Source organism: Exiguobacterium profundum (assembly GCF_042652865.1).
In the GTDB taxonomy this organism is placed as follows: Bacteria; Bacillota; Bacilli; order Exiguobacteriales; family Exiguobacteriaceae; genus Exiguobacterium; species Exiguobacterium profundum.
The window spans coordinates 439,098-460,800 of sequence record NZ_JBHSHG010000001.1 but is presented as its reverse complement, the minus strand read 5'-3'; the positions used below and the strand labels follow the sequence as shown (position 1 = coordinate 460,800).

Here is a 21,703-nt window from a genome sequence, read left to right as displayed (position 1 = left end):
TCCTTTCACATATGCTTGATGGGGGCGAACGTACGGCGATGAATCGGAGTCACCCCAAGGCGTCTTAACCCTTCTAAATGAGCCTCTGTTCCATATCCTGCATTTTTCGCAAATCCGTATCCAGGATACGTCAAATCATATTCTTCCATCATCCGGTCCCTTACCACCTTAGCGACGACACTTGCCGCGGCTATCGACACACTGAGCGTGTCCCCTTTAACCAATGACTGTTGAGGGATGTCGAGCTCGAGTTTCATGGCGTCAATCAATAGGGCGTCTACTTCTCCGACTTGATGAATCGCCTCTGTCATCGCTAGTTTCGTCGATTCGTATATATTGATGACATCAATCGTCTTCGGCTCGACGATGCCGACACCGACCTCCGCGACCTCGATGATGTGTGCGTATGCTGCATCCCTCGCCGTTTTGGACATTTTTTTCGAATCATTCAATCCCGCGAGATAGAACCCATCCGGTAACAAGACTGCCGCAGCCACGACCGGTCCCGCGAGCGGTCCCCGTCCGACCTCATCGACTCCGACAATTCGAGTGAAGCCTCGCGCCTTCCATTCATGTTCATACGTCATGCGACTTTCGAAATCGACCTGTAACGCCCGTTCTCGCTCGAATTGACGGTGTTTTTGCCGAAGCAACGTTTGCACGCCCGCTCGTGGGTCTCGTGACAAGGTCGGGAAGATTTGTACCCATTCTTCATATCGGATGTCCTCTAGTTGTTGTTTAATCTGTTGAATCGTCACGGTCTTCCTCCTATTCAAAAAAGCCCTGTGTGCACAGGGCTTTACGCCATTTCGTGATCAGCCGGTGTCTCAAGCGAGATCCGTCCGATTTTTTCATGTCGTAGTTCATTCAAAAGTAGTTCGCTCGCTTTTTCGAAATCGACGTAACCGCCACTGATGAGACCACGTTTTTTCCCGATCAACTCAAGGAGCTCAACGCTGTCCTCGGGTAACGTTTCAAGTTTGAATCGTTCCTTTAATTGTTCAGGATAACGAGCATGCAACTCACGAACCGTATACAAGGCGATATCATCCAAGTTGAGAATCTCGTCTTTGATAGCGCCGGTCGCGGCTAGACGATATCCGACAATTTGGTCCTCAAATTTCGGCCAGAGAATCCCCGGTGTGTCCAACAGCTCCATCTCGCCGCCTTTCATCTTGATCCACTGTTGACGCTTCGTCACACCAGGACGGTCGCCCGTGATGGCGATGTTTCGTCCGGCGAGACGGTTGATGAGCGTCGACTTCCCGACGTTCGGGATTCCGATGATGAGCGCACGGATCGGTCCGGGGTTCCGCCCCTTCTCACGCATCCGGTCATGCTTTTCTTTCATCAACTTCTGAGCACCCGTGATGAGCTGTTTCAAGCCTTTGCTATGTTTCGCGTCGACAGCGACAACCTCGACTTCTTCGCGTTTCAAGGCACGTAACCACGCCTCCGTCACGACGGGGTCGGCCATGTCTGCTTTGTTCAAGACGATGAGACGGGGTTTTCCCGCTGTAATCTCATCGACCATCGGGTTGCGACTCGACTGAGGCACGCGTGCATCTACGAGTTCGATGACGACATCGATTAGCTTTAATTTTTCAGTTACTTGTCTTCTTGCTTTGGCCATGTGGCCAGGAAACCATTGAATTGCCAAAAAAGCACCACCTTAATCTTCTACCGTGCCAACATCATCGAGTGGCCAGAAGATGAAGTTCGTCTTGCCGACAATCTCCTCTTTCGACACAAATCCGATCTCACGGCTGTCTTTCGAGTTTTGACGATTGTCTCCCATGACGAAGTATGATTCCTCTGGAACGACCGACTCACCCGTCACTTGTTCGAGTGTGAAGTTCTCGGTCAACGGGAACCCGTTCATCTGGGCACGAAACTCGTCTAAATACGGCTCTTCTACCGCTTCACCATTAATATAAAGCACATCATCTCGATATTCGAGCGTGTCGCCTGGGATGGCGATGACACGTTTAATATAGTCTTTTGATTCAGTCGCATGGAATACGACGATATCACCTCGGTCTAGCTCCCCAACATAGTTCGAAATTTTACTGACGATCATTCGATCCGCATTGTGGAGTGTCGGCATCATCGACTCTCCTTCAACGATGACAGGAACGAAGATGAACGTCCGGATGACGAACGCGATGACAAGAGCGACCACGATGGCTTTTAGCCAACTAAACACTTCTTTCAACTTCACTCACTCCTCTATCCATTTGAACTTATTGTACTAGAAAAAAAGAAGCTTGTCGCAAGCGACAAGCTTAATTCCCATCTTAACGACGGATTTCTTTAATACGTGCTGCTTTACCGCGAAGGTTACGGAGGTAGTAAAGTTTCGCACGGCGAACTTTACCGTAGCGTACGACTTCGATTTGTGCAACGCGTGGTGAGTGAAGCGGGAATGCACGCTCAACACCTACGCCGTAAGAAATCTTACGGACTGTGAATGTTTCGCTGATGCCGCCACCTTTACGCTTGATTACAACACCTTCGAAGATCTGGATACGCTCACGCGTTCCCTCTACAACTTTAACGTGGACACGTACTGTGTCACCAGGACGGAAAGCAGGTACGTCCGATTTGAATTGTTCTTCTGTGATTTCACGGAACAGTTTTTGTGTGTTCATGAATCATATCTCCTTTTTCTTCAATGTTCATATCTTCATATGCCCAAGCATCCAATAGCGGAACATCGGTAATCGATGGGTTTAACCCACATGCTCAAACATAGCATATATTTCTCAATCGCGCAACGATTGCAGAAACTTTTTATCGACATCCGTCAACTCGACATGTTCGAGCAAATCCGGACGTCGTCGATACGTGCGTTCGAGCGATTGCTCTCGGCGCCATGCCTCGATCCGGGCGTGATTTCCCGACAAGAGCACTTCCGGCACGGTCAATCCACGAAAATCAGCCGGTCGTGTATAGTGAGGGTATTCCAAGAGACCAGTCGAGAACGAGTCATCTTCATGGCTCGCCTGATCGCCAAGTACATCCGGAATGAGCCTTACGGTCGCATCAATCATGACCATCGTCGCGAGCTCTCCACCTGTCAAAACGAAATCACCGATCGACACCTCGTCGGTCGCCAGTTCATCATGGATCCGTTGGTCGAACCCTTCATAATGTCCACACAGAAAGACCAGATGTTCCTCCTTGGCCCATTCTTCGGCCATTCGTTGATTGAACGGTTTTCCGGTAGGCGTCGTGAGAATGACCCTTGGGCTCTTCGCCTCAAGGGAATGAAATGCATCAAAGATCGGCTGCGGCGTGAGCAACATGCCCGCTCCACCGCCGTAAGGATAATCATCGACTTTATGATGCTTGTTCGTTGAAAAGTCCCGAAAATTGAGGAACGACATCTCCACCTGTCCGAGCGCCTTCGCTCGACCGACGATGGAGTGATCGAGCGCATGAAACATCTCCGGGAACAACGTCAATACATCAATCTTCATCGTCAATCATTCCAGGGATCGGCGTGATGACGACACGCTTCGCATCGACATCAATCTCTTGGACGACCGATTCGATATAAGGGATGAGCGCGTCCGACTTTCCTGGTCGTTTGATGACCCATACATCGTTCGCTCCATTCGTTTCAAAGATGTCGTCGACGACACCAATGACTTCCCCATCCACGACAGCCTCACAGCCGATGATTTCATGATAATAAAATTCGTGTTCGTCCAAGTCGTGGACGTGTTCGGCGTGGACATATAGTTTCAGCCCTTTATATTTTTCAATGAGGTTGATATTGTCAAACCCTTTGAATGTGACGAGGTGAAACTGCTTATGAGGACGATACGTCGTGATCGTCATTTCCTGTTTCGTTCCGTCGACATCAAGAAACAACGTGTTTCCTTTTTTAAATCGCTCTTCTGGAAAGTCTGTCGCCGCCAAAATCTTCACTTCCCCTTTCAGGCCGTGCGTATTGGCGATTTTCCCTACATATAACCAGTCCATCTTTTTTCCTCCTCAACAAAATAGGCCGACCTCAGAAAAGGTCGGCCACATCATTACTTCGCGTTTTTCGCGTTGTGGAATTTCTCCATGATCCCTGCTTTAGAGAACAAGTTGCGTACTGTGTCAGATGGCTTCGCGCCGTCTGCCAACCATTTGAGAGCGAGTTCTTCGTTGATGCGAACTTCTGCTTCTGGTTTTGCAACCGGGTTGTAGTGACCAACTTGCTCGATGAAGCGACCGTCACGTGGTGAACGTGAGTCTGCTACAACGATACGGTAGAAAGGTGATTTTTTTGCGCCCATGCGCTTAAGACGAATTTTAACTGCCATGGTAATATACCTCCATCATGTGTTTAAGAATTGACAACTTTTATAGTATACAGCTTTTTCGTTCGACTGACAAAAGATTTTGTTAGAAGAATGGAAGGCCGAGACCTTTTTTCTTCCCTTTCATTTGTCCTGACATTTGTTTCATCATCTTCTTCATGTCATCGAACTGTTTGATGAGACGGTTCACTTCTTGAATCGAGCGACCGCTCCCTTTTGCGATCCGCTTACGACGACTCGCGTTGAGCACTTCCGGATTGGCGCGCTCATGTTTCGTCATCGAGCGAATGATCGCTTCGACGTGATCGAGTTGTTTCTCGTCGATTTGGACGTTCTTCAACCCTTTCATCTTACCTGCACCAGGTAACATCGAAAGTAATTCATCAATTGGTCCCATGTTTTTCACTTGGGCCAACTGTTCAATGAAATCATCGAACGTGAATGACGCGTCACGAATTTTGCTTTCAAGCTCCTTCGCTGCGTCTTGGTCCATCTGTGTCTCGGCTTTTTCAATGAGCGAGAGCACGTCCCCCATTCCGAGGATCCGTGACGCCATGCGTTCCGGGTGGAATGGTTCGAGGGCATCCAACTTTTCTCCGAGACCGACGAATTTAATCGGCGCTCCCGTGACTGCCTTAATCGAAAGGGCTGCCCCACCTCGTGTATCTCCGTCGAGCTTTGTGAGCACGACCCCGGTGATTCCGAGTTTCTCATTGAAACTGTCGGCCACATTGACCGCATCTTGACCCGTCATCGAATCGACGACGAGGAAGATCTCATTTGGTTTGGCAATCGTCTTCACATTTTCGAGCTCGCCCATAAGCGTCTCATCGATATGAAGGCGACCGGCCGTATCGATCAACACGAAATCGTGATGATTTGTTTTTGCGTACTCGAGTGCCTTCGTCACAATCTCTTCCGGCTTCACTTGATCACCAAGTGAGAAGACTGGTAAATCGAGTTGTTTTCCGAGTGTCTCGAGCTGCTTGATTGCTGCAGGACGGTAGATGTCCGCCGCGACGAGAAGTGGACTTCGGTTATGCTTTTTGCGAATCAAGTTCGCTAGCTTCCCGGTCGTTGTCGTTTTCCCTGCCCCTTGCAGACCGACCATCATGACGACTGTCGGTGGTTTCTGACTGAATGAGATCGGGACGACATCGCTTCCCATCAAGTTCGACAACTCTTCGTGAACGATTTTGACGACTTGTTGACCTGGCGTCAATGATTTCATGACATCCTGACCAACCGCGCGTTCCTTCACGTCATTGACGAATTGCTTGACGACTTTAAAGTTGACGTCGGCTTCGAGGAGGGCGAGGCGAACCTCACGCATCATCTCTTTGACATCGGCCTCCGAGATTTTCCCTTTACCGCGCATTTTTGAAAGTGTCGATTGCAATCGTTCTGATAATCCTTCAAATGCCATGCTTCAGCCCCCTACTCTAAATTCTCAAGCGCAGAAATCGTGGCGCTCACGTCATCGGTGAGCTCGACTTGACGTTTGAGGGTCTGAAGAAGTTGCTGGCGCTGTTCGAACTTTTCGAATAGGGCTAGCTTTTCCTCGTACTGTTCAAGCATCGTTTCTGTGCGCTTTATGTTATCGTAGACCGCTTGACGGCTGACTTCAAACTCTTCCGCAATCTCTCCGAGCGAGTAGTCATCTAGGTAATAAAGAGACATATAGTTGCGCTGTTTCGGTGTGAGGAGCGCTTGATAGAAATCGATGAGATAGTTCATGCGATTCGTTTTTTCGAGCGTCAAACCTTTCACCTCCACATGTTAAGTGAAATCCCTTTACAACTACCTATAGTACAGCCGTGCCTACTACTTGTCAAGTTTTTTTCTTAACAGCAAAACTTAGGCGAGGTCCTCGTTTGTGTCCTCTTTTTCCATCGAGGCATCCTGTGTCTTGTCCTCAAAAACATCGCCGAACAGTCCAAGGACGAACTGTTCTGGATCAAACTCCTGTAAATCGTCAATCTTCTCTCCAAGCCCGACATACTTGACCGGGATATCGAGTTCGTTCCGAATCGCTAGGACGATTCCGCCTTTGGCCGTCCCATCGAGCTTCGTTAAGACGATTCCGCTCACGTTCGTCGCTTCTTTGAACGCTTTCGCTTGAACCATGGCGTTTTGACCCGTCGTCGCATCGAGGGCGAGTAACACTTCGTGCGGTCCGTTCGGAACTTCCCGCTCAATGACTCGTTTTACTTTTTCAAGTTCTTTCATTAGATTGACCTTATTTTGGAGACGTCCCGCCGTATCACAAATCAAGACGTCCATGTGACGAGACTTGGCGGCTTGAACGGCGTCAAAGACGACGGCAGCCGGGTCAGACCCTTCCGTTTGACGAATGACGGGAACCCCGACACGTTCTCCCCATACTTGAAGTTGCTCGATGGCGCCGGCACGGAACGTATCCCCTGCCGCGAGCATGACGGAACGCCCTTCAGATTTCAACTGGTGCGCCAGCTTGCCGATGGTCGTCGTCTTTCCGACACCATTGACGCCGACAAACAAGATGACCGTGAGTCCGTCTTGCATATTCAGTTCACGGTCCGATTCATCCTCTTGGAGGCGGTTCGCCACGACTTCGACGAGTGCGTCACGCACCGCGACCGGGTCCTTCAGATTACGTCGCTTCACTTCTTCTTTCAAATCTTCGACGAGATCCATCGTCGTCGTGACGCCGACATCCGCTTGAATGAGTAAATCTTCGAGTTCATCGAAGAACTCTTCATCCACTTCGCGGAAGCGATAGACGAGGTCGTTGACGGCACTTGCAAAGCCGTCACGCGTCTTCGTCAACCCCTCTGTAAACTTTTGTGACACCTCTTGGGTAGATGTCGTCAACTTCTCTTTTAATTTCTTGAAAAAGCTCAACGTGATTCCTCCATCTCTTCATCCATTTCAACGACACGTTTTGCTTCAGACAGTTCGACCGATAATACCTCGGATACCCCGTTCTGTTGCATCGTGACGCCATATAGTGTATCCGCCGCTTCCATCGTCCCTTTACGGTGCGTGATGATGACGAACTGCGTATCGATTGACAACGTCCGAATGTATTCTCCGAAACGATGCACGTTCGCCTCGTCAAGGGCCGCCTCGACCTCATCGAGAACACAAAACGGTACCGGACGCGTCTTCAAAATCGCAAACAATAAAGCGATGGCCGTCAGCGCACGCTCTCCACCAGATAACAGACTGAGTGTCTGTAACTTTTTACCCGGTGGTTTGGCGACGATTTCGATTCCTGTGTTCAACAAATCCGATTCGTCTACCAATTTCAAATCCGCTTCCCCGCCACCAAAAAGCTCGGTGAACGTCTGTTTGAAATGCGCCCGGACGCTCGTATACGTCTCTTTGAAGAGGCGTGTCACTTCGCGGTCCATCTCGGCGATGATCTCATATAAATCTTCTTTTGCACTGACGAGGTCATCCCGCTGTTCGGACAGGAACGTGAACCGTTCGTGGACACTATCAAACTCTTCAATCGCATTTAGATTGACCGGTCCGATTTCTTCGATTTGACGAACGAGCAACTTAAACTCCTCTTTCGCCTCTTCTAACGGGATTTCGAGTGCCGGCAATAGTTCTGCGACGAGTCCGTTCTCTTCTAACACATCGAGCTTCCATTGTCGTTTCAGCTCGAACTCTTGTTTCGCCGTTTCAAGTTTTCGAACGACAGCTTCAGCTTGACGTCTTGCCTCCGTTGCCTGATCGACCCGTTGACGTATGATCCGATACGCCTCTTCGTTCGTCTTGAGTGTTGTTGACGCTCCTTGAAGCCGCTCTTGAATTTCTTTGAAATCCAGTTTGGCAGTAGCAAGCGTCGCCTCGAGTTCTGCAGATGACACGACTTCTCCACTCTCGAGCCGCGTCAATTCACGCTCCATCTGATCGCTACGTTCCTGCAAACGACTTTGGTCGGTCATCAGACGGTCCAATTCATATTGGACCCGCTCTTCTTCGAGCGTGTGCCGCTGAAGATCGAGCTCGTTTTGACGCAGCAACGATTCCAGTTGACCCGTGCTCTCAGCACTTTTCGCCTGCTCTGCCCGAAGCGATTCGAGACGTGAACGAATGTCAGCTTGGGCGCGGTCCGTGTCGGCCAATTCAATCGTCAATCGCTCTAATTCAGCAGTCGAGGTCTCGATCGTCCGCTCATAGCGCATCATTTCATGATCGAACAGTTCCAGTTGTGACTTGGCATCGAGGGAGGCACGTTCCGCAGTACGGTAGGCCGACTCGACTTCACGGAGGCTCGTTTCAACGGAACGTTTCTCATCCCGAAGTTCAGACAACTGCTGCGTAATGTCCTCCAACTGTTCTGTGTACTCTTGAAGACGTGTTTTTTGCTCATGCAACATGGCGAGGCCTTGAGTGAGACCATGTTTCAAATCATCTAATTCGCGCGACTGAGTGAACAGGGCCACGCCCTGCTTGCGACTACCACCCGTCATCGATCCGCCAACGTTGACGATATCCCCTTCTAACGTGACGACACGGAAACGATATCCCGTCGATTGGGCGATACGGTTCGCGACTTCAAGTGTCTCCGCCACAAGCACGGAACCGAGCAACGACTTTTTCAACGTCTCGTATGATGCATCTGTTTCGACGAGTTCCGACGCCACACCGACAAATCCGTTCATCGAGTCGAGTCGATCTAACACCTCACTCGGCACGAATCTCGGTTTGATCGTCGTCATCGGCAAGAATGTCGCTCGTCCTGCGTTGGCTTTTCGTAATTTGTCAATTTCACGGCGTCCCACCGTCTCATCTTGTACGACCACATGCTGCTGTGTCTGCCCAAGTGCCGTTTCGATGGCCGCTTCATACGAAGGACGGACACGGATCAGTTCCGCGACAGCACCAAGGACACCTGATGAACGGTCTTTTAAGACGAACTTGACCGCATGGAAATAGCCTTCATACGATTGCTTCATCCGTTCGAGCATCTCGATTCGGTCTTCCGTCTTCTGACGGCGGCGTTCGAGGTCGTAGAAAGACGATTCGGCTCGTGTACGTTTTTCACGAATTGCCGTCTCTTCGTCCCGAAGTTGCGTCTCTTTTTGACTCAGTTGTTCAAAGCGACTTTGTACCGCTTCATACTGCTCTCGAGTCGCCAAAAGTGTCGCTTCCTGTGAGGAACGATCATCGAGACGATGTTTGTTCTCGCGTAGAAGGCGTTCTTTCGACTCGACGGCGACATCGATATCCCGTTGTTCCCGCTTTTGTTGGTTACCGATTGTCGCTTTCGTTGTCGCGAGTTCGAACGCCTCACTTTGTAACGCTTCGATTTCAGCATTGAAATCACGAGAGGCGGCTTTCAACTGTTGTTGAAGTGACTCTCTCGTCGCAGTCGTTTGTTTCAACGTGTTTCCTTTTTGGTCAAGTTCTTCATGAACGACCTTCAATCGCGCTTCAAGCTCGGTCATCTCTGCACGTACTTCTTCACGTTGTCGGATGAGTCGTTCTTTCATCTCGGCACCGTGTTCTTCTTGTGCTTTTGCGAGCTTGATGTCACCCGTCAAACGCTCGACATAAGTCGAATGCTCCCGTTCTTTTTGGTTCAGCTCTGTCAATTCTTCACGTAACTCGGCGAGCTTCGCTTCGAGCCCGCTACGTTCCTCCGTGAGGTCACGTAACGAACGGTCACAGTCAGATAACTGTTGAACCGATTCCACGTGACGTGCGGACACTTGCTCAATCTCCTGTTGGAGCAACTGAATTTCTGCGCCCATGATTCCTGTTTCGAGTTCATCATGTCTCGCTTTGGCGACTTTGTACTCCCGAGCGAGCGCCGCTTGTTCACGGAGCGGTTCGACTCGGTCCGCCAACTCGAATAAAATGTCATCGACCCGGGACAAGTTTAATTCGGTGTCCTGTAACTTGCGTTCAGCCTGTTTTTTCCGCTGACGATATTTCAATACACCGGCTGCCTCTTCGATGACGGCACGTCGATCTTCCGGTTTCCCAGAAATGACTTGTTCGACCCGCCCTTGACCGATGATGGCGAATGCATCTCGTGAAAGACCTGTATCCATAAATAAATCAATCACATCTTTTAACCGACATGGTTTTTTATTCATAAAATAGTCGCTGTCCCCACTTCGGGTCACGCGACGGGTCACACTCACTTCTTCATATGGGAGACGCAACTGTTCGTCTCGATTATCGAGAACGAGGGTGACCTCGGCGACATTTCGGTGATTCTCTCCTTCACTTCCGGCAAAGATGACATCTTCCATCTTGGCACCACGAAGTGATTTGGCCGACTGTTCTCCGAGTACCCAGCGAACAGCGTCCGATATATTGGATTTCCCGCTCCCGTTCGGCCCTACTACAGCCGTGACGCCGGGACGGAAATCTAATTCAATTCGCTTGGCAAATGATTTAAAGCCAGCGAGTTCGATTCGTTTTAAGTGCATCGTGACCATCCTATCCGCAGTAAGCATTCATCTGTATATTTTACCACAGTTAACAGTTCGTCAAAATGCCCGAATCATGCTATTCTAAAAAGAACTGTAGAAAGGGGAATACAGATGACGAATGAACAGATGATTGAAGCCATTTTGGATAAAATGAACATTATTAACCGCGGTGCAATCAAAGCGGAAGAATATAATGCGGCTGATCCGTCAGCGGTGAAAGAGATTTACGAGTACGTGATGACACGCTCTTCGCTCTCTTTGTCGGAAGTCGATGGTATCGTCGAAGAACTCGGTCAATTGACATGAAAAAGGAGTGGACCCCCAAGCGGTCCACTCCTTTCGTTTATAAATCTGCGTAGCGCCGATTAAAGGCAATAAGCGCTTCTTTAGCAGCCAATTGCTCGGCTTCTTTTTTCGAACGCCCAACTCCTTCACCGACGATGTCGTCGCTGAGGCGTGCATGTGCGACGAATTCCCGGCTATGCGCCGGCCCACGTTCCTCAATGATCTCATACGATACAGGTCCGAGCCCTTCCCGTTGGACGCTCTCCTGTAACTGGCTCTTGAAATCGGTCTGTTCTTCGAATACTCCCGCTAAGACTTTCGGAAAAACCGCTTCGGCGAGGAATCGTTCGACGGCCTCAATTCCTTGGTCCAAATAAAGAGCACCGATATAGGATTCGAACACATCGGCAAGCAGTGCCGGACGTTTTCGTCCACCGGTCAACTCTTCACCTTTCCCAAGCAAGATGAAGTCAGAGAAAGCATAAGCTTCCGCAAAATTCACGAGTGACGGTTCGCATACGATCGCCGCTCGTAATTTCGTCAATTCCCCCTCGGAGCGCTCCGGATAAGTCTCATAGAGGAAGCGAGATACGGTCAGTTCTAAAACAGCATCCCCTAAAAATTCTAAACGTTCATTGTCTTTTCGTAACCCGCGTTGCTCATTCACATAAGATGAGTGTGTGAACGCCTGCATCAACAAGTCGTGATTCGAAAATTGAACGTTCAACCGTTCTTCCAATGATTTAAATAGTTCCAAGATGCGTGCTCGTTCCATCTCCTGACGCCGACGCCGTTGCGCCGACCCTTGACGGTCAAACCGTCGTTTGTCTTTTGTCATAGTTCCCTCCATGAATAAGCACAAGCCCACCGCCCGGAACCGAGCGGTGGGATGGCTTGATTACAATTTTGTTTCGATGTAAGCCACTACGTCGCCAACAGTCGCAAGCTTCTCAGCGTCTTCGTCTTCGATCGTGATGTCGAATTTGTCTTCGAGGTCCATCACCATTTCCATTACTTCAAGTGAATCCGCACCAAGGTCATCCTTGAACGATTTGTCTGCTGTGATCTCAGATACGTCTTTCCCGAGTTTCTCAGCAACTGCTTCTTGTACGTCTACTAAAATTTGTTCTTTTGTCATGATAAAATCCCTCCAAAGGTAAGTATATTAAATGTCAGTCTGTTGGTAAAGTTCTCTTTTACGCCATCGTCATGCCGCCATCGACGGCAATCGTCTGTCCGGTCACATAAGCGGCTTGTTCCGAAGCGAGGAAGGAGACAAGGTTCGCCACATCCTCCACCTGTCCGAAACGGTTGAACGGAATCTGCTCGAGTGTAGCCTCTCGTTGCGCATCTGTCAAGGCATCGGTCATATCCGTTTGAATGAACCCTGGACAGACGGCATTGACAGTCACGTGACGTCCCGCGAGTTCGCGCGCCACTGATTTTGTCAATCCGATCAACCCTGCTTTTGCAGCCGCATAGTTCGCTTGTCCTGCATTGCCGGTAATCCCGACAACCGAGGCGATGTTGATAATTCGACCTGCTTTCGACTTGAGCAAAGGTCTCGTGACGGCTTGCGATGTCAGAAAGGCGCCTTTCAAGTTCGTCGACAGCACATCTTCGAAATCGACTTCTTTCATTCGCATGAGTAACCCGTCACGCGTGATCCCTGCATTGTTGACGAGACAATCGACGCGTCCGAACGTATCGACTGTCGTCTTGACGAGCGCTTTGACATCGTCAGCATTGGATACATCTGCTTTCACGGCGATGGCTTCGCCGCCTGCATCCGTGATCATGGCCACGACATCATTCGCCTTTTGTTCACTACCCGAGTAGTTCACGACGACCCGAAAGCCGTCTTCCCCTAAACGTTTCGCGATGGCCGCCCCGATTCCCCGGGACGCCCCTGTCACGATCGCCACTTGATCATGCACGTACTTCTCCTCCTAACGAGGCGACTTCTTCCAACGTGGTCGCCTTTTGAATCGAAACGTTCGAGTCGATTCGTTTAATCAATCCTGAAAGCGGTGAAGATGGGCCGAACTCGATGAACGTGTCTACGCCGTCTGCAATCGCCTTGCGCACACATTCTTCAAAACGGACAGACGAATACAGTTGTTTCGTCAATAACGCCTTCAACTGTTCAGGGTCACGATGTACCGCCGCGTCCACGTTCGAAATCAAGTCGATGGAAGCCGCTTTAAATGGCGACGAGGCAAGAACGTCTTGGAAACGTGTTGCTGCCGGCATCATGTAGGAACTATGGAACGCTCCAGATACGTTTAACGGCAATACCCGCTTCGCACCGGCAGCCTTCAATTCCACGCTTGCTTGTTCGACCGCGTCGACATGCCCTGAAATCACGAATTGACCAGGACAATTCAAGTTGGCGATTTGAACTAAATTCCCACTCGCACTGATTTTTTCAGTGATATGAAGCGCTTCTTGAAGATCGGTCATCCCGACGACTGCTGCCATCGTTCCATCCTTCACTTCAGACATCAACTGTCCACGCGCCCGGACGAGAACGGTCGCTTCTTCAATATCGATGACACCCGCACTGACGAGCGCCGCATATTCACCGACACTATGCCCGATGACGACATCTGGTGCCGCACCGCTCTTCGCATAGGCTTGCGCGAGGAGCGAAGCGTGCGCCACGATGGCCGGCTGTGCAATTTCCGTTTCTTGTAGGTCTTCCTTCGACCCGGATGACATGACTTCAAGTAGGTCAAATCCGAGTCGACGTCCGATTGCTTGAAGCGTTTCAGGATAATCTAAAAAGGTTTGTCCCATCCCAACGGCTTGGGAACCTTGCCCTGGAAACACCCATGCTACTTTCCCCATATCTTCACCTGCTTTCGCTTAGTCTATCGCTTTGGCACGCTTGATTTTTTCAACGACATCGTGATCTACCATGATTTTCGCCTGTTTCAACGCACTCATGATGGCGAGTGCATCGCTCGACCCATGCGCCTTGATGACCGGTGCATTGATCCCGAATAATCCGGCTCCCCCGTGTTCGCGATAATCCAACGTTTCTTTTAATCGTCTCAATTTCGGTTTTAAGATGAGAGCGGCGAGTTTGGATACAAGGTCACTCGTGAATTGTTCTTTCATCATCTTCATGAGCATCGAAGAGGAGCCCTCCACACCCTTTAACAAGATGTTTCCGGCAAATCCTTCGGTCACGATGACATCCACATCACCTGACATCGCTTCACGCGCCTCGACATTCCCAACAAAATGGACAGGTGCCTGTTCAAGGAGGGGGAACGCTTCTTTTGTCAGCGCATTTCCTTTACCGGCTTCCGTCCCGATATTGAGAAGAGCGACACGCGGTGTCTTGATGCCACGGACATGTTCCGCATACAGCGAACCCATAATCGCATAATCCACGAGGTGTTCAGCTTTTGCATCCGGATTCGCTCCGACATCCAGTACGACGACACCACTACCAGTATATGTAGGGAACGTCGGAGATAATGCCGGACGCTCGATTCCTGGGATTCGCCCGATGATGAAAAGAGACGCCGCCATCAATGCGCCGGTATTCCCGGCAGACACGAGAGCATCCGCTTTTCCTTCTTTGACAAGCTGAGCTGCCACGACGAGCGAGCTATCCTTTTTACGGCGCACCGCCCGTACCGGTTCGTCTTCACCTGTGATGATTTCACTGGCTGGGACAACCGTCACACGAGGATCATCAAGACCGTATGAGGCAATTTTCACCTCATCACCAACTAAAAAGAGTTCCATCGGTTCATTCGGATATTGCGCGATGAACCGTTTCACACCTTCTACAATCGCCTTCGGTGCGTGATCGCCACCCATTGCATCAATCGCTAACTTCATGCTTACTCCTCCTCACCACGTCGGTAAATCGTGAAGTCGCCGTCAAAGACGCACTCCTCACCGACATAACTTTCAACTGTGACGTCCGTTCTCCCGTCCCCTCTTAGTTTCATCACACGAGCCTTGGCAACGACTCGCTCTCCAAGATGGACTTGGCGACTAAAGCGAATATCCGCTTTAGTGGTCAACGCCAATTCATCATTGATGAGCGCCACCGCTAACGAGTTGGCTTGCGCGAACAAGACGTGTCCACGGGCAATCTCGTTGCGGCTAAAGACGTGTTCTTTCTCTATATCGAGGACTGAGATCGCAGAGTCATCTAGCTTCAAGTCAATCATATCACCGATGACCTCGCTCATTGAAAGCGATTTGACTTCATCGAGATGTTCGGAAGCCACATGTTTGATTCGTTCCCGCACTTCTGGAATTTTTAATTCCATCCGGTCGAGTCGAATTGTTTGGATGCTGACAGAAAACTGCTTTGACAGTTCTTCGTCTTTGATGAACGGGTTATGCTCAATCGTTTCTTGTAACAAGCGTTGCCGCTCTTTCTTAGGTACCCGCATTCAGTTCCCTCCTAAACTAATCGCTAAAGAACTTAATACCTGGTACTAATAGCAGTATATATTCTTTAGTCGTCATTTTCAAGTACTATTCTAACCTTTCCCCAACGAGAAGGTCGAGTTGTTTCAAATAGCCACGTAACCCTTCATACTGGGCGTCATGCCAAAATGTGTCGCTTCCGAGAAGTTTCACGGCATCTTGCATGGCCACTTCCATCACTTTCAAATCGAGAACGGGATCGGCGACACGGAAACTCGGGAGACCGCTCTGTGCGGTTCCAAAGAAATCACCAGCCCCACGCAACTCTAAATCTTTTTCTGCCAATACAAAGCCATCGTTCGTTTCCGTCATCGTCTTCAAACGGACTTTCCCGACATCCGATTTCGGGTCTCCTACCAAGATGCAGAATGATTGATGCGCACCACGACCGACACGGCCACGCAACTGGTGTAATTGCGCGAGACCGAAACGTTCGGCATCATGAATGATGATTAGAGAGGCGTTCGGGACGTTCACCCCTACCTCGACGACTGTTGTGGAGACGAGAATCTGTGTCGCATTATCGGCGAATGATTTCATAATCTCGTCTTTTTCTGTACTCGATAGCTTTCCATGCATCAGGCCAACGCCATAGTTCGAGAAGCGTTCTTTCAATAGCTCATACAGTGCCGTCGCACTCTCCACTTCTAATGTATCCGACTCCTCGATGAGAGGTGCAATCACATACGCTTGACGGCCGAGTGCGAGTTCCCGATCGACCATTGCATGCACACGATCGATTTGATCATGTTTCGCCCAATACGTTTCAATCGGCTTTCGTCCTTTTGGCATCTCATCAATCGTGGAGACATCCATCTCTCCGAACGCACTGATGGCAAGCGTCCTCGGAATCGGCGTCGCGGTCATATATAATACGTCGGCGAATTCGGCCTTGTCTCGTAGCTTCTTCCGCTGTTCGACACCAAACCGGTGCTGTTCGTCCGTAATCGCCAAATGTAGATTCGAAAATTCGACCGGTCCTTGGATGAGCGCGTGCGTCCCGACGATGATGTCGACGTTACCCGATCGAATTGCCGTCAGAAGCGCTTCGCGCGCCTTCCCTTTCACTGAGCTCGTCAGGAGGGCAATCGTGATGCCAAACGGTTCAAATAATTCCTGTAACGATGTCGCATGTTGTTCGGCAAGGATTTCTGTTGGCACCATCAAGGCCCCTTGATACCCGGCCGTTACAGTCGCATACAAGGCAATCGCGGCAACGACGGTCTTCCCGCTCCCGACATCCCCTTGTAACAATCGGTTCATCCGTTCTGGTTTTTCAAGGTCAGATACGATTTCACGGATGACCCGTGTCTGGGCTCCTGTTAACGGGAATGCGAGCCGTTTGACGAATTCATTCAATTGATGCTTATCGAGGTGAAGGGCCCGACCGTTTCCTGACCGCTCCATTTTACGAAACGCCTGTAATTTTAACTGATACATGAGACACTCTTCATAGACATAGCTTCGTCTCGCCAGTTTATAGGTCTCAACCGTATCCGGGAAATGCATCCCACGAAGCATCGTCATCCGGTCAACTAATCGATATCGGTCGCGAATAGTATGCGGGACCTGTTCGGGCAGATCGTTCACCTGCTCAAAAGCGAGTTTAACGATTCTACTGAAATTCTTTTGTGTCAGTCCGGCACGCAATGAATAAATCGGTTGCAGTCCGCCTGACGGGGCACCAAATTCAAGGTCGGTCGCGCTGATCGTCATCCGGTTCATGTCCCATTTCCCTTTGACCGTCACCGTCTCCCCAATCACCAATTTTTCTTTATAGAAGGCACGGTTGAACATCGTCACTTGGACGGCGTATCGGTCTTCGAGTAACAACCGGAACTGGAGACGATTTTTCCCTTTACTATAGTAACGAACGAGCGGTTCGCCTTGGACTGTCCCGCTCCATTTGACGAGGTCGCCGTGCACAGCCGTCGTCACCGTCCCACTATTATAATTCTCATAACGAAACGGGACGTGCTCAAGCACGTCCTCGATTCGAACAAGTCCCATCACTTCTAACTTTTTGGCCATCTCTGGCCCGACCCCTTTCAGCGTCGTCAGTTGATCATTGTTTTGCATCTTCTTTCGCTCCAAATATATTTCGTTCGAGGCGACGAGCCGTCGGTGTATTGGCAAGTCCACCTTTAGCGGTTTCTTTTAAGGCCGTCGGCATCATTTGGCCCACTTCATGCATCGCCGAGATGACCTCGTCACAAGGAATACGTGAGGTAATCCCCGCGAGCGCCATATCTGCTGCGACAATAGCGTTGGCACCGCCCATGGCGTTTCGCTTGACGCATGGAACTTCCACCAGCCCCGCCACAGGATCACAGACGAGACCGAGCATATTTTTTAGGGCTATCGCAAATGCCGTAGCCGACTGGTCCGGTGTCCCGCCAGCTGCTTCAACGATGGCCGCGGCTGCCATGCCCGTCGCCGACCCGACCTCGGCCTGACATCCACCAGCCGCCCCTGAAATCGAGGCGTTGTTCGCCACGACGAATCCGAACGCACCTGACGTGAACAAGTAACGGATCATCGCGTCGCGGTCCATTTCAAGGCGATCTTTTACCGCAAACAATGTTCCCGGTACGACGCCCGCGCTCCCCGCTGTCGGTGTCGCACAGATTCGTCCCATCGCCGCGTTCACTTCGTTCGTCCCGATCGCTTTCGACACCGCATCTAAAATGAGATCCCCAGCGAGCGACTTGCCCGAACGAATATACTCTTGCATGAGTACGGCATCATTACCCGTCAATCCCGTAACCGACGTGACACCTTGGAGTGCACGTTCGACCGCTTCTTCCATCACCTCAAGATTTCGGTCCATCATCCCGATGATGTCCTCGCGACTGGCGCGTCTGACGTGCATCTCTTGCTCAATCATCACTTCAGAAATCGGGATATTCCGTTCTGTTGCAATCGTCACTAATTCCTCTACTGATTTAAACATCACACATTCTCCTCATTCCCCAAAAATAGCTATCCGTTCGATTTGCGGTAACCGTTCCAGCTCTGCTAACACTTCCGCAGGAATGGTCTCATCAATCTCAATCGCCATCAACGCCTGCATCCCTTTTTCATGGCGGCTCACTTCCATATGACCAATGTTTAATTGGTGATTCGCCAACACACCGGTCACAGCCGCGATGGCCCCGAATCGATCATGGTGCAAGACGACGAGTGCAGGCCCCCCACCTGTCAGTTTCAACGGGAATCCGTTCAGTTCGGTAATTTCAATCGTTCCCCCGCCGATTGAAATCCCGACAATCTCAAATGTGCCCAATTCATCTTCGAGTAAGACCCGGGCCGTATTCGGGTGATCCGTCAACAGATCACTCGTCTCAAAAATGACCTCGATCCCTTTTTCACGGGCGATGTCTAACGCTTGTGGGATTCTCAGATCGAATGTATCGAATCCCATGATTCCACCGACGATGGCCACATCCGTACCGTGTCCCCGATACGTGTCAGCAAACGACCCATAAAATGTGATGTGCGCGGTACGCGGCGTTCTCCCGAACAACTTACCAGCCATCAAGCCGATGCGGGCAGCACCTGCTGTATGCGAACTCGACGGTCCGACCATGACCGGGCCAATAATGTCAAACACACTACGATATTTCATCAATTTTTCCCCCTTTCAAAAATCCCTACCTTCATTATACAGAAGGTAGGGATTCGAAACAGCTTATTCCACACTAAAAATATAAGAGTAAAGCGGTTGTTTACCGTCGTGAACTTCAATTTCAATCTCGTCGTTCACCGATTCGATATATGACGTCAACGCTTCTACGTCCGATGCAGAAGAGCCTTCTCCTGTTAAGATCGTGACGATTTCGTCGTCTGCGTCGATGAGCGCATCGACTAATCGTTTAGCCGCTTCTAAACTCGATGGAGATGAAGAAACGATTTTCTTCTCAGCAATCGCCATGTGCTCATCTTTTTTGATTTCAACGCCATCGATGCTCGTATCACGAACAGCGTACGTCACTTGACCGGACTTCACTGTCGCCGCTGCCGCTTTCATCGCTTGTTCATTCATCTCGACATCCGCTTCAGGATTGAATGCGATGGCTGCCGCAAGACCTTGTGGGACGGTCTTCGTCGGAATGACCGACACGCCGCACGGTGCGACAGACGCCGCTTGTTCAGCCGCCATGATGATGTTGGAGTTGTTCGGGAAGATGAAGACGTGTTCCGCATGTGCCGATTCAATCGCCTTGACGATATCTTCCGTCGACGGGTTCATCGTCTGACCACCTTCGATGACGTGGGCCGCCCCGAGTGAACGGAACAGTTCGCTGACGCCTTCACCCATTGCGACCGTTACGATGGCAAATGGTGCTTTCGGCTTCTCCGCTTGTTGAACACCGTGTTGGTTGGCGCCGTGTTCTTCTTCAAGAATCGTCGAGTGTTGTTGACGCATGTTCTCAATTTTGACTGCGACGAGTTCACCGAAGCGCTGACCTTTCGTGATGACCTCACCTGGCGTCTCGACGTGAACGTGGACTTTCAAGAGCTCCTCGTCCGCGACGACAAGAAGAGAGTCCCCGAGTTCAGACAACTCGTTGCGGAATGCATCTTCGTTGAACGGTGTATCTTTCAGCTTGTCCTCTTGGAAACGAACCATGATCTCCGTACAGTAACCGAATTCGATGTCCTCTGTCGACATGAATCCTTGCGCCGCATGCGCATGGTGTTCTGCTTCAATCAATGCATCCATCACCGGAGTATGTGGTTTTTCGAGTTCTTTTCCTTCAAGACTCGCAAGGAATCCTTCGTAAATGACGAGAAGTCCTTGACCACCTGAGTCGACGACCCCGACTTCTTTTAACACCGGTAACAAGTCCGGTGTACGGTCTAACGAAGCTTTTGCTTCGACGATGACACGTTTCATGAACTCTGTGAAATCACTTGTCGACTCAGACGCAAGGAGCGCTTCATCAGCCGCTTCACGAGCAACCGTTAAAATCGTTCCTTCAACCGGTTTCATAACCGCCTTGTATGCCGTGTCGACACCGCGTTTGAGCGCTTCTGCAAAATCAACTGTCGTGAGTTCCGTCTTACCTTCAACGGCTTTCCCGAAGCCGCGGAACAATTGGCTTAAAATAACGCCTGAGTTTCCACGTGCTCCCATCAGGAGTCCACGAGCGAACTTTGATGATACCTCTGCGATATCAGATGAGTTCATGGCTGCTACTTCTTTCGCACCTGACGTCATCGTCAAGTTCATGTTCGTTCCCGTGTCTCCGTCTGGAACCGGGAAGACGTTAAGCGAATCTACATAATCTGCGTTTTGGCTCAAGTTGGCCGCTCCGTTTGCGATCATGTTTGAGAGCGCCACGCCATCTAAACGATTTAAACCCACACCAAATCCTCCTCCGTTTTCGTCAGTCATTCGTCAGACGAACGCCTTGAACGAATATATTTACCGACGAAACGTTTAATCCTAAAGTTTCTCCGAGCGTATATTTCACTCGGCTTTGCACGTTGTATGCGACTTCAGATACTTTCGTCCCGTAGCTTACAATGATGTGCATGTCGATATGTACGTCCTCATCCTCTTGACGTACGACGACACCACGCGCGTAATTTTCACGTTTTAACAATTCAGCAATGCCGTCTTTCAATTGTGCCTGTGAAGCCATGCCGACCACACCGAAGCATTCCATCGCCGCACCACCTGCGAGTGTCGCGATGACGTCACTTGTGATGTCAATATTGCCATATGTTGTCTTCATTTCAATTGCCATATGGAGTAGCCTCCTTTATTCGGAATGATTCCTAATGTACATTCTACAATAAGTACCTAGTTATTAAAAGAACCTGCTCCAGAATCTCGGTCAATTAACGCGATAACCTCATTCATTATTCAAATCCTTGAGAGTAATGTCAAGTTTTTTTCTTGTCATGGTATGATTTTCTAGTTGCATCGGGAAAAAAGCCGTGCTAATATAAACGAGTGTCTATTAGGACGAACCCACATAAAAAAGGAGGGGAAACGCATGGCACGTAAATGCTACGTAACAGGTAAATCACCTAAATCAGGTAACAACCGTTCGCACGCACTCAACAAGACAAAACGTACTTGGGGTGTAAACGTACAAAAAGTTCGTATTCTCGTTGACGGTAAACCGAAACGCGTTTGGGTTTCAGCTCGCGCACTTAAATCAGGTCTCGTTGAACGCGTATAATACT

24 protein-coding genes are annotated in these 21,703 nt (G+C 50.0%); 2 read left to right on the top strand and 22 right to left on the bottom strand.

Annotation, left to right across the window (positions count from 1 at the left end; translation table 11 throughout):
• Nucleotides 1-5 precede the first annotated feature (5 nt).
• From ACFO4U_RS02360 to smc, 11 genes are all read right to left on the bottom strand, one after another.
• Nucleotides 6-758, bottom strand: a complete 753-nt coding sequence (locus tag ACFO4U_RS02360; RefSeq protein ID WP_215244048.1) for a ribonuclease HII — start codon at nucleotides 756-758, stop codon at nucleotides 6-8.
• A gap of 41 nt (nucleotides 759-799) precedes the next feature.
• Nucleotides 800-1,660, bottom strand: a complete 861-nt coding sequence (gene ylqF, locus ACFO4U_RS02355; protein ID WP_196430536.1) for a ribosome biogenesis GTPase YlqF — start codon at nucleotides 1,658-1,660, stop codon at nucleotides 800-802.
• A gap of 12 nt (nucleotides 1,661-1,672) precedes the next feature.
• Entirely contained in the window at nucleotides 1,673-2,215 is a 543-nt protein-coding gene (gene lepB, locus ACFO4U_RS02350; protein WP_015881370.1) for a signal peptidase I, read from the bottom strand.
• An 82-nt stretch (nucleotides 2,216-2,297) separates the two neighbouring features.
• A complete protein-coding gene (gene rplS, locus ACFO4U_RS02345; protein ID WP_015881369.1) occupies nucleotides 2,298-2,651 on the bottom strand; it encodes a 50S ribosomal protein L19 in 354 nt (117 codons plus the stop codon).
• Nucleotides 2,652-2,765: 114 nt separating this feature from the next.
• Complete coding sequence (gene trmD / locus ACFO4U_RS02340; RefSeq protein WP_074037266.1) at nucleotides 2,766-3,482, bottom strand: tRNA (guanosine(37)-N1)-methyltransferase TrmD; 717 nt, start codon at nucleotides 3,480-3,482, stop codon at nucleotides 2,766-2,768.
• Nucleotides 3,472-3,990 carry a ribosome maturation factor RimM gene (gene rimM, locus ACFO4U_RS02335; protein WP_015881367.1) on the bottom strand — a complete coding sequence of 173 codons (519 nt, stop codon included), beginning with the start codon at nucleotides 3,988-3,990 and terminating at the stop codon, nucleotides 3,472-3,474. The genes trmD and rimM overlap by 11 nt, the downstream gene beginning before the upstream one ends.
• A 53-nt stretch (nucleotides 3,991-4,043) precedes the next feature.
• A complete protein-coding gene (gene rpsP / locus ACFO4U_RS02330; RefSeq protein ID WP_015881366.1) occupies nucleotides 4,044-4,319 on the bottom strand; it encodes a 30S ribosomal protein S16 in 276 nt (91 codons plus the stop codon).
• Nucleotides 4,320-4,401: 82 nt separating this feature from the next.
• Complete coding sequence (gene ffh / locus ACFO4U_RS02325; protein WP_159562079.1) at nucleotides 4,402-5,742, bottom strand: signal recognition particle protein; 1,341 nt, start codon at nucleotides 5,740-5,742, stop codon at nucleotides 4,402-4,404.
• Between the two features lie 11 nt (nucleotides 5,743-5,753).
• Nucleotides 5,754-6,077, bottom strand: a complete 324-nt coding sequence (locus tag ACFO4U_RS02320; RefSeq protein WP_015881364.1) for a putative DNA-binding protein — start codon at nucleotides 6,075-6,077, stop codon at nucleotides 5,754-5,756.
• A 96-nt stretch (nucleotides 6,078-6,173) separates the two neighbouring features.
• The gene (gene ftsY / locus ACFO4U_RS02315) at nucleotides 6,174-7,199 is read right to left on the bottom strand and encodes a signal recognition particle-docking protein FtsY (protein WP_214691060.1); all 1,026 of its coding nucleotides are present in this window, start codon (nucleotides 7,197-7,199) and stop codon (nucleotides 6,174-6,176) included.
• Entirely contained in the window at nucleotides 7,196-10,753 is a 3,558-nt protein-coding gene (smc, locus tag ACFO4U_RS02310) for a chromosome segregation protein SMC (protein WP_215244049.1), read from the bottom strand. Before smc ends, ftsY begins: the two co-directional genes overlap by 4 nt.
• A 114-nt stretch (nucleotides 10,754-10,867) precedes the next feature.
• Between smc and ACFO4U_RS02305 the strand changes: the two genes are divergently transcribed.
• Entirely contained in the window at nucleotides 10,868-11,062 is a 195-nt protein-coding gene (locus ACFO4U_RS02305) for a DUF1128 family protein (protein ID WP_015881361.1), read from the top strand.
• A gap of 37 nt (nucleotides 11,063-11,099) precedes the next feature.
• Here ACFO4U_RS02305 and rnc read toward each other — a convergent pair whose 3' ends face one another.
• The 11 genes from rnc to ACFO4U_RS02250 all read right to left on the bottom strand — a co-directional run bounded on the left by rnc (nucleotide 11,100) and on the right by ACFO4U_RS02250 (nucleotide 21,258).
• Nucleotides 11,100-11,816 carry a ribonuclease III gene (gene rnc, locus ACFO4U_RS02300; protein WP_074037940.1) on the bottom strand — a complete coding sequence of 239 codons (717 nt, stop codon included), beginning with the start codon at nucleotides 11,814-11,816 and terminating at the stop codon, nucleotides 11,100-11,102.
• A 123-nt stretch (nucleotides 11,817-11,939) separates the two neighbouring features.
• Nucleotides 11,940-12,179 carry an acyl carrier protein gene (gene acpP / locus ACFO4U_RS02295; protein WP_074037274.1) on the bottom strand — a complete coding sequence of 80 codons (240 nt, stop codon included), beginning with the start codon at nucleotides 12,177-12,179 and terminating at the stop codon, nucleotides 11,940-11,942.
• 58 nt (nucleotides 12,180-12,237) lie between these two features.
• Nucleotides 12,238-12,978, bottom strand: a complete 741-nt coding sequence (gene fabG / locus ACFO4U_RS02290; protein ID WP_215244050.1) for a 3-oxoacyl-[acyl-carrier-protein] reductase — start codon at nucleotides 12,976-12,978, stop codon at nucleotides 12,238-12,240.
• Nucleotides 12,971-13,891, bottom strand: a complete 921-nt coding sequence (gene fabD / locus ACFO4U_RS02285; protein ID WP_215244051.1) for an ACP S-malonyltransferase — start codon at nucleotides 13,889-13,891, stop codon at nucleotides 12,971-12,973. Before fabD ends, fabG begins: the two co-directional genes overlap by 8 nt.
• A gap of 18 nt (nucleotides 13,892-13,909) precedes the next feature.
• Nucleotides 13,910-14,899: a phosphate acyltransferase PlsX gene (gene plsX, locus ACFO4U_RS02280; protein ID WP_074037278.1), complete on the bottom strand. Its 990-nt coding sequence runs from the start codon at nucleotides 14,897-14,899 to the stop codon at nucleotides 13,910-13,912.
• Nucleotides 14,900-14,901: 2 nt separating this feature from the next.
• Nucleotides 14,902-15,465, bottom strand: coding sequence for a transcription factor FapR (fapR, locus tag ACFO4U_RS02275; protein ID WP_196430528.1), 564 nt, complete (start codon nucleotides 15,463-15,465; stop codon nucleotides 14,902-14,904).
• An 85-nt stretch (nucleotides 15,466-15,550) separates the two neighbouring features.
• Entirely contained in the window at nucleotides 15,551-17,581 is a 2,031-nt protein-coding gene (gene recG / locus ACFO4U_RS02270) for an ATP-dependent DNA helicase RecG (protein ID WP_214691064.1), read from the bottom strand.
• Nucleotides 17,568-18,455: an L-serine ammonia-lyase, iron-sulfur-dependent, subunit alpha gene (gene sdaAA, locus ACFO4U_RS02265; RefSeq protein WP_074037281.1), complete on the bottom strand. Its 888-nt coding sequence runs from the start codon at nucleotides 18,453-18,455 to the stop codon at nucleotides 17,568-17,570. The genes recG and sdaAA overlap by 14 nt, the downstream gene beginning before the upstream one ends.
• Before the next feature lie 12 nt (nucleotides 18,456-18,467).
• Nucleotides 18,468-19,130: an L-serine ammonia-lyase, iron-sulfur-dependent subunit beta gene (gene sdaAB, locus ACFO4U_RS02260; protein WP_078146679.1), complete on the bottom strand. Its 663-nt coding sequence runs from the start codon at nucleotides 19,128-19,130 to the stop codon at nucleotides 18,468-18,470.
• A 63-nt stretch (nucleotides 19,131-19,193) separates the two neighbouring features.
• Entirely contained in the window at nucleotides 19,194-20,873 is a 1,680-nt protein-coding gene (locus tag ACFO4U_RS02255) for a DAK2 domain-containing protein (RefSeq protein ID WP_214691065.1), read from the bottom strand.
• A 22-nt stretch (nucleotides 20,874-20,895) separates the two neighbouring features.
• Nucleotides 20,896-21,258, bottom strand: coding sequence for an Asp23/Gls24 family envelope stress response protein (locus tag ACFO4U_RS02250; protein WP_015881350.1), 363 nt, complete (start codon nucleotides 21,256-21,258; stop codon nucleotides 20,896-20,898).
• 252 nt (nucleotides 21,259-21,510) lie between these two features.
• Between ACFO4U_RS02250 and rpmB the strand changes: the two genes are divergently transcribed.
• Nucleotides 21,511-21,699, top strand: coding sequence for a 50S ribosomal protein L28 (gene rpmB / locus ACFO4U_RS02245; RefSeq protein ID WP_015881349.1), 189 nt, complete (start codon nucleotides 21,511-21,513; stop codon nucleotides 21,697-21,699).
• Nucleotides 21,700-21,703: the final 4 nt, after the last annotated feature.

Bases quoted from the DNA above. Each gene is read 5' to 3' on its own strand.
- fapR (WP_196430528.1), bottom strand. From the start codon at position 15,465: ATGCGGGTACCTAAGAAAGAGCGGCAACGCTTGTTACAAGAAACGATT.
- rnc (WP_074037940.1), bottom strand. From the start codon at position 11,816: ATGGAACGAGCACGCATCTTGGAACTATTTAAATCATTGGAAGAACGG.
- fabD (WP_215244051.1), bottom strand. From the start codon at position 13,891: ATGGGGAAAGTAGCATGGGTGTTTCCAGGGCAAGGTTCCCAAGCCGTT.
- smc (WP_215244049.1), bottom strand. From the start codon at position 10,753: ATGCACTTAAAACGAATCGAACTCGCTGGCTTTAAATCATTTGCCAAG.
- recG (WP_214691064.1), bottom strand. From the start codon at position 17,581: ATGCAAAACAATGATCAACTGACGACGCTGAAAGGGGTCGGGCCAGAG.
- sdaAB (WP_078146679.1), bottom strand. From the start codon at position 19,130: ATGAAATATCGTAGTGTGTTTGACATTATTGGCCCGGTCATGGTCGGA.
- ACFO4U_RS02305 (WP_015881361.1), top strand. From the start codon at position 10,868: ATGACGAATGAACAGATGATTGAAGCCATTTTGGATAAAATGAACATT.
- rpsP (WP_015881366.1), bottom strand. From the start codon at position 4,319: ATGGCAGTTAAAATTCGTCTTAAGCGCATGGGCGCAAAAAAATCACCT.
- plsX (WP_074037278.1), bottom strand. From the start codon at position 14,899: ATGAAGTTAGCGATTGATGCAATGGGTGGCGATCACGCACCGAAGGCG.
- sdaAA (WP_074037281.1), bottom strand. From the start codon at position 18,455: ATGTTTAAATCAGTAGAGGAATTAGTGACGATTGCAACAGAACGGAAT.
- ffh (WP_159562079.1), bottom strand. From the start codon at position 5,742: ATGGCATTTGAAGGATTATCAGAACGATTGCAATCGACACTTTCAAAA.
- ACFO4U_RS02250 (WP_015881350.1), bottom strand. From the start codon at position 21,258: ATGGCAATTGAAATGAAGACAACATATGGCAATATTGACATCACAAGT.
- rimM (WP_015881367.1), bottom strand. From the start codon at position 3,990: ATGGACTGGTTATATGTAGGGAAAATCGCCAATACGCACGGCCTGAAA.
- acpP (WP_074037274.1), bottom strand. From the start codon at position 12,179: ATGACAAAAGAACAAATTTTAGTAGACGTACAAGAAGCAGTTGCTGAG.
- rpmB (WP_015881349.1), top strand. From the start codon at position 21,511: ATGGCACGTAAATGCTACGTAACAGGTAAATCACCTAAATCAGGTAAC.
- trmD (WP_074037266.1), bottom strand. From the start codon at position 3,482: ATGAAGATTGATGTATTGACGTTGTTCCCGGAGATGTTTCATGCGCTC.
- rplS (WP_015881369.1), bottom strand. From the start codon at position 2,651: ATGAACACACAAAAACTGTTCCGTGAAATCACAGAAGAACAATTCAAA.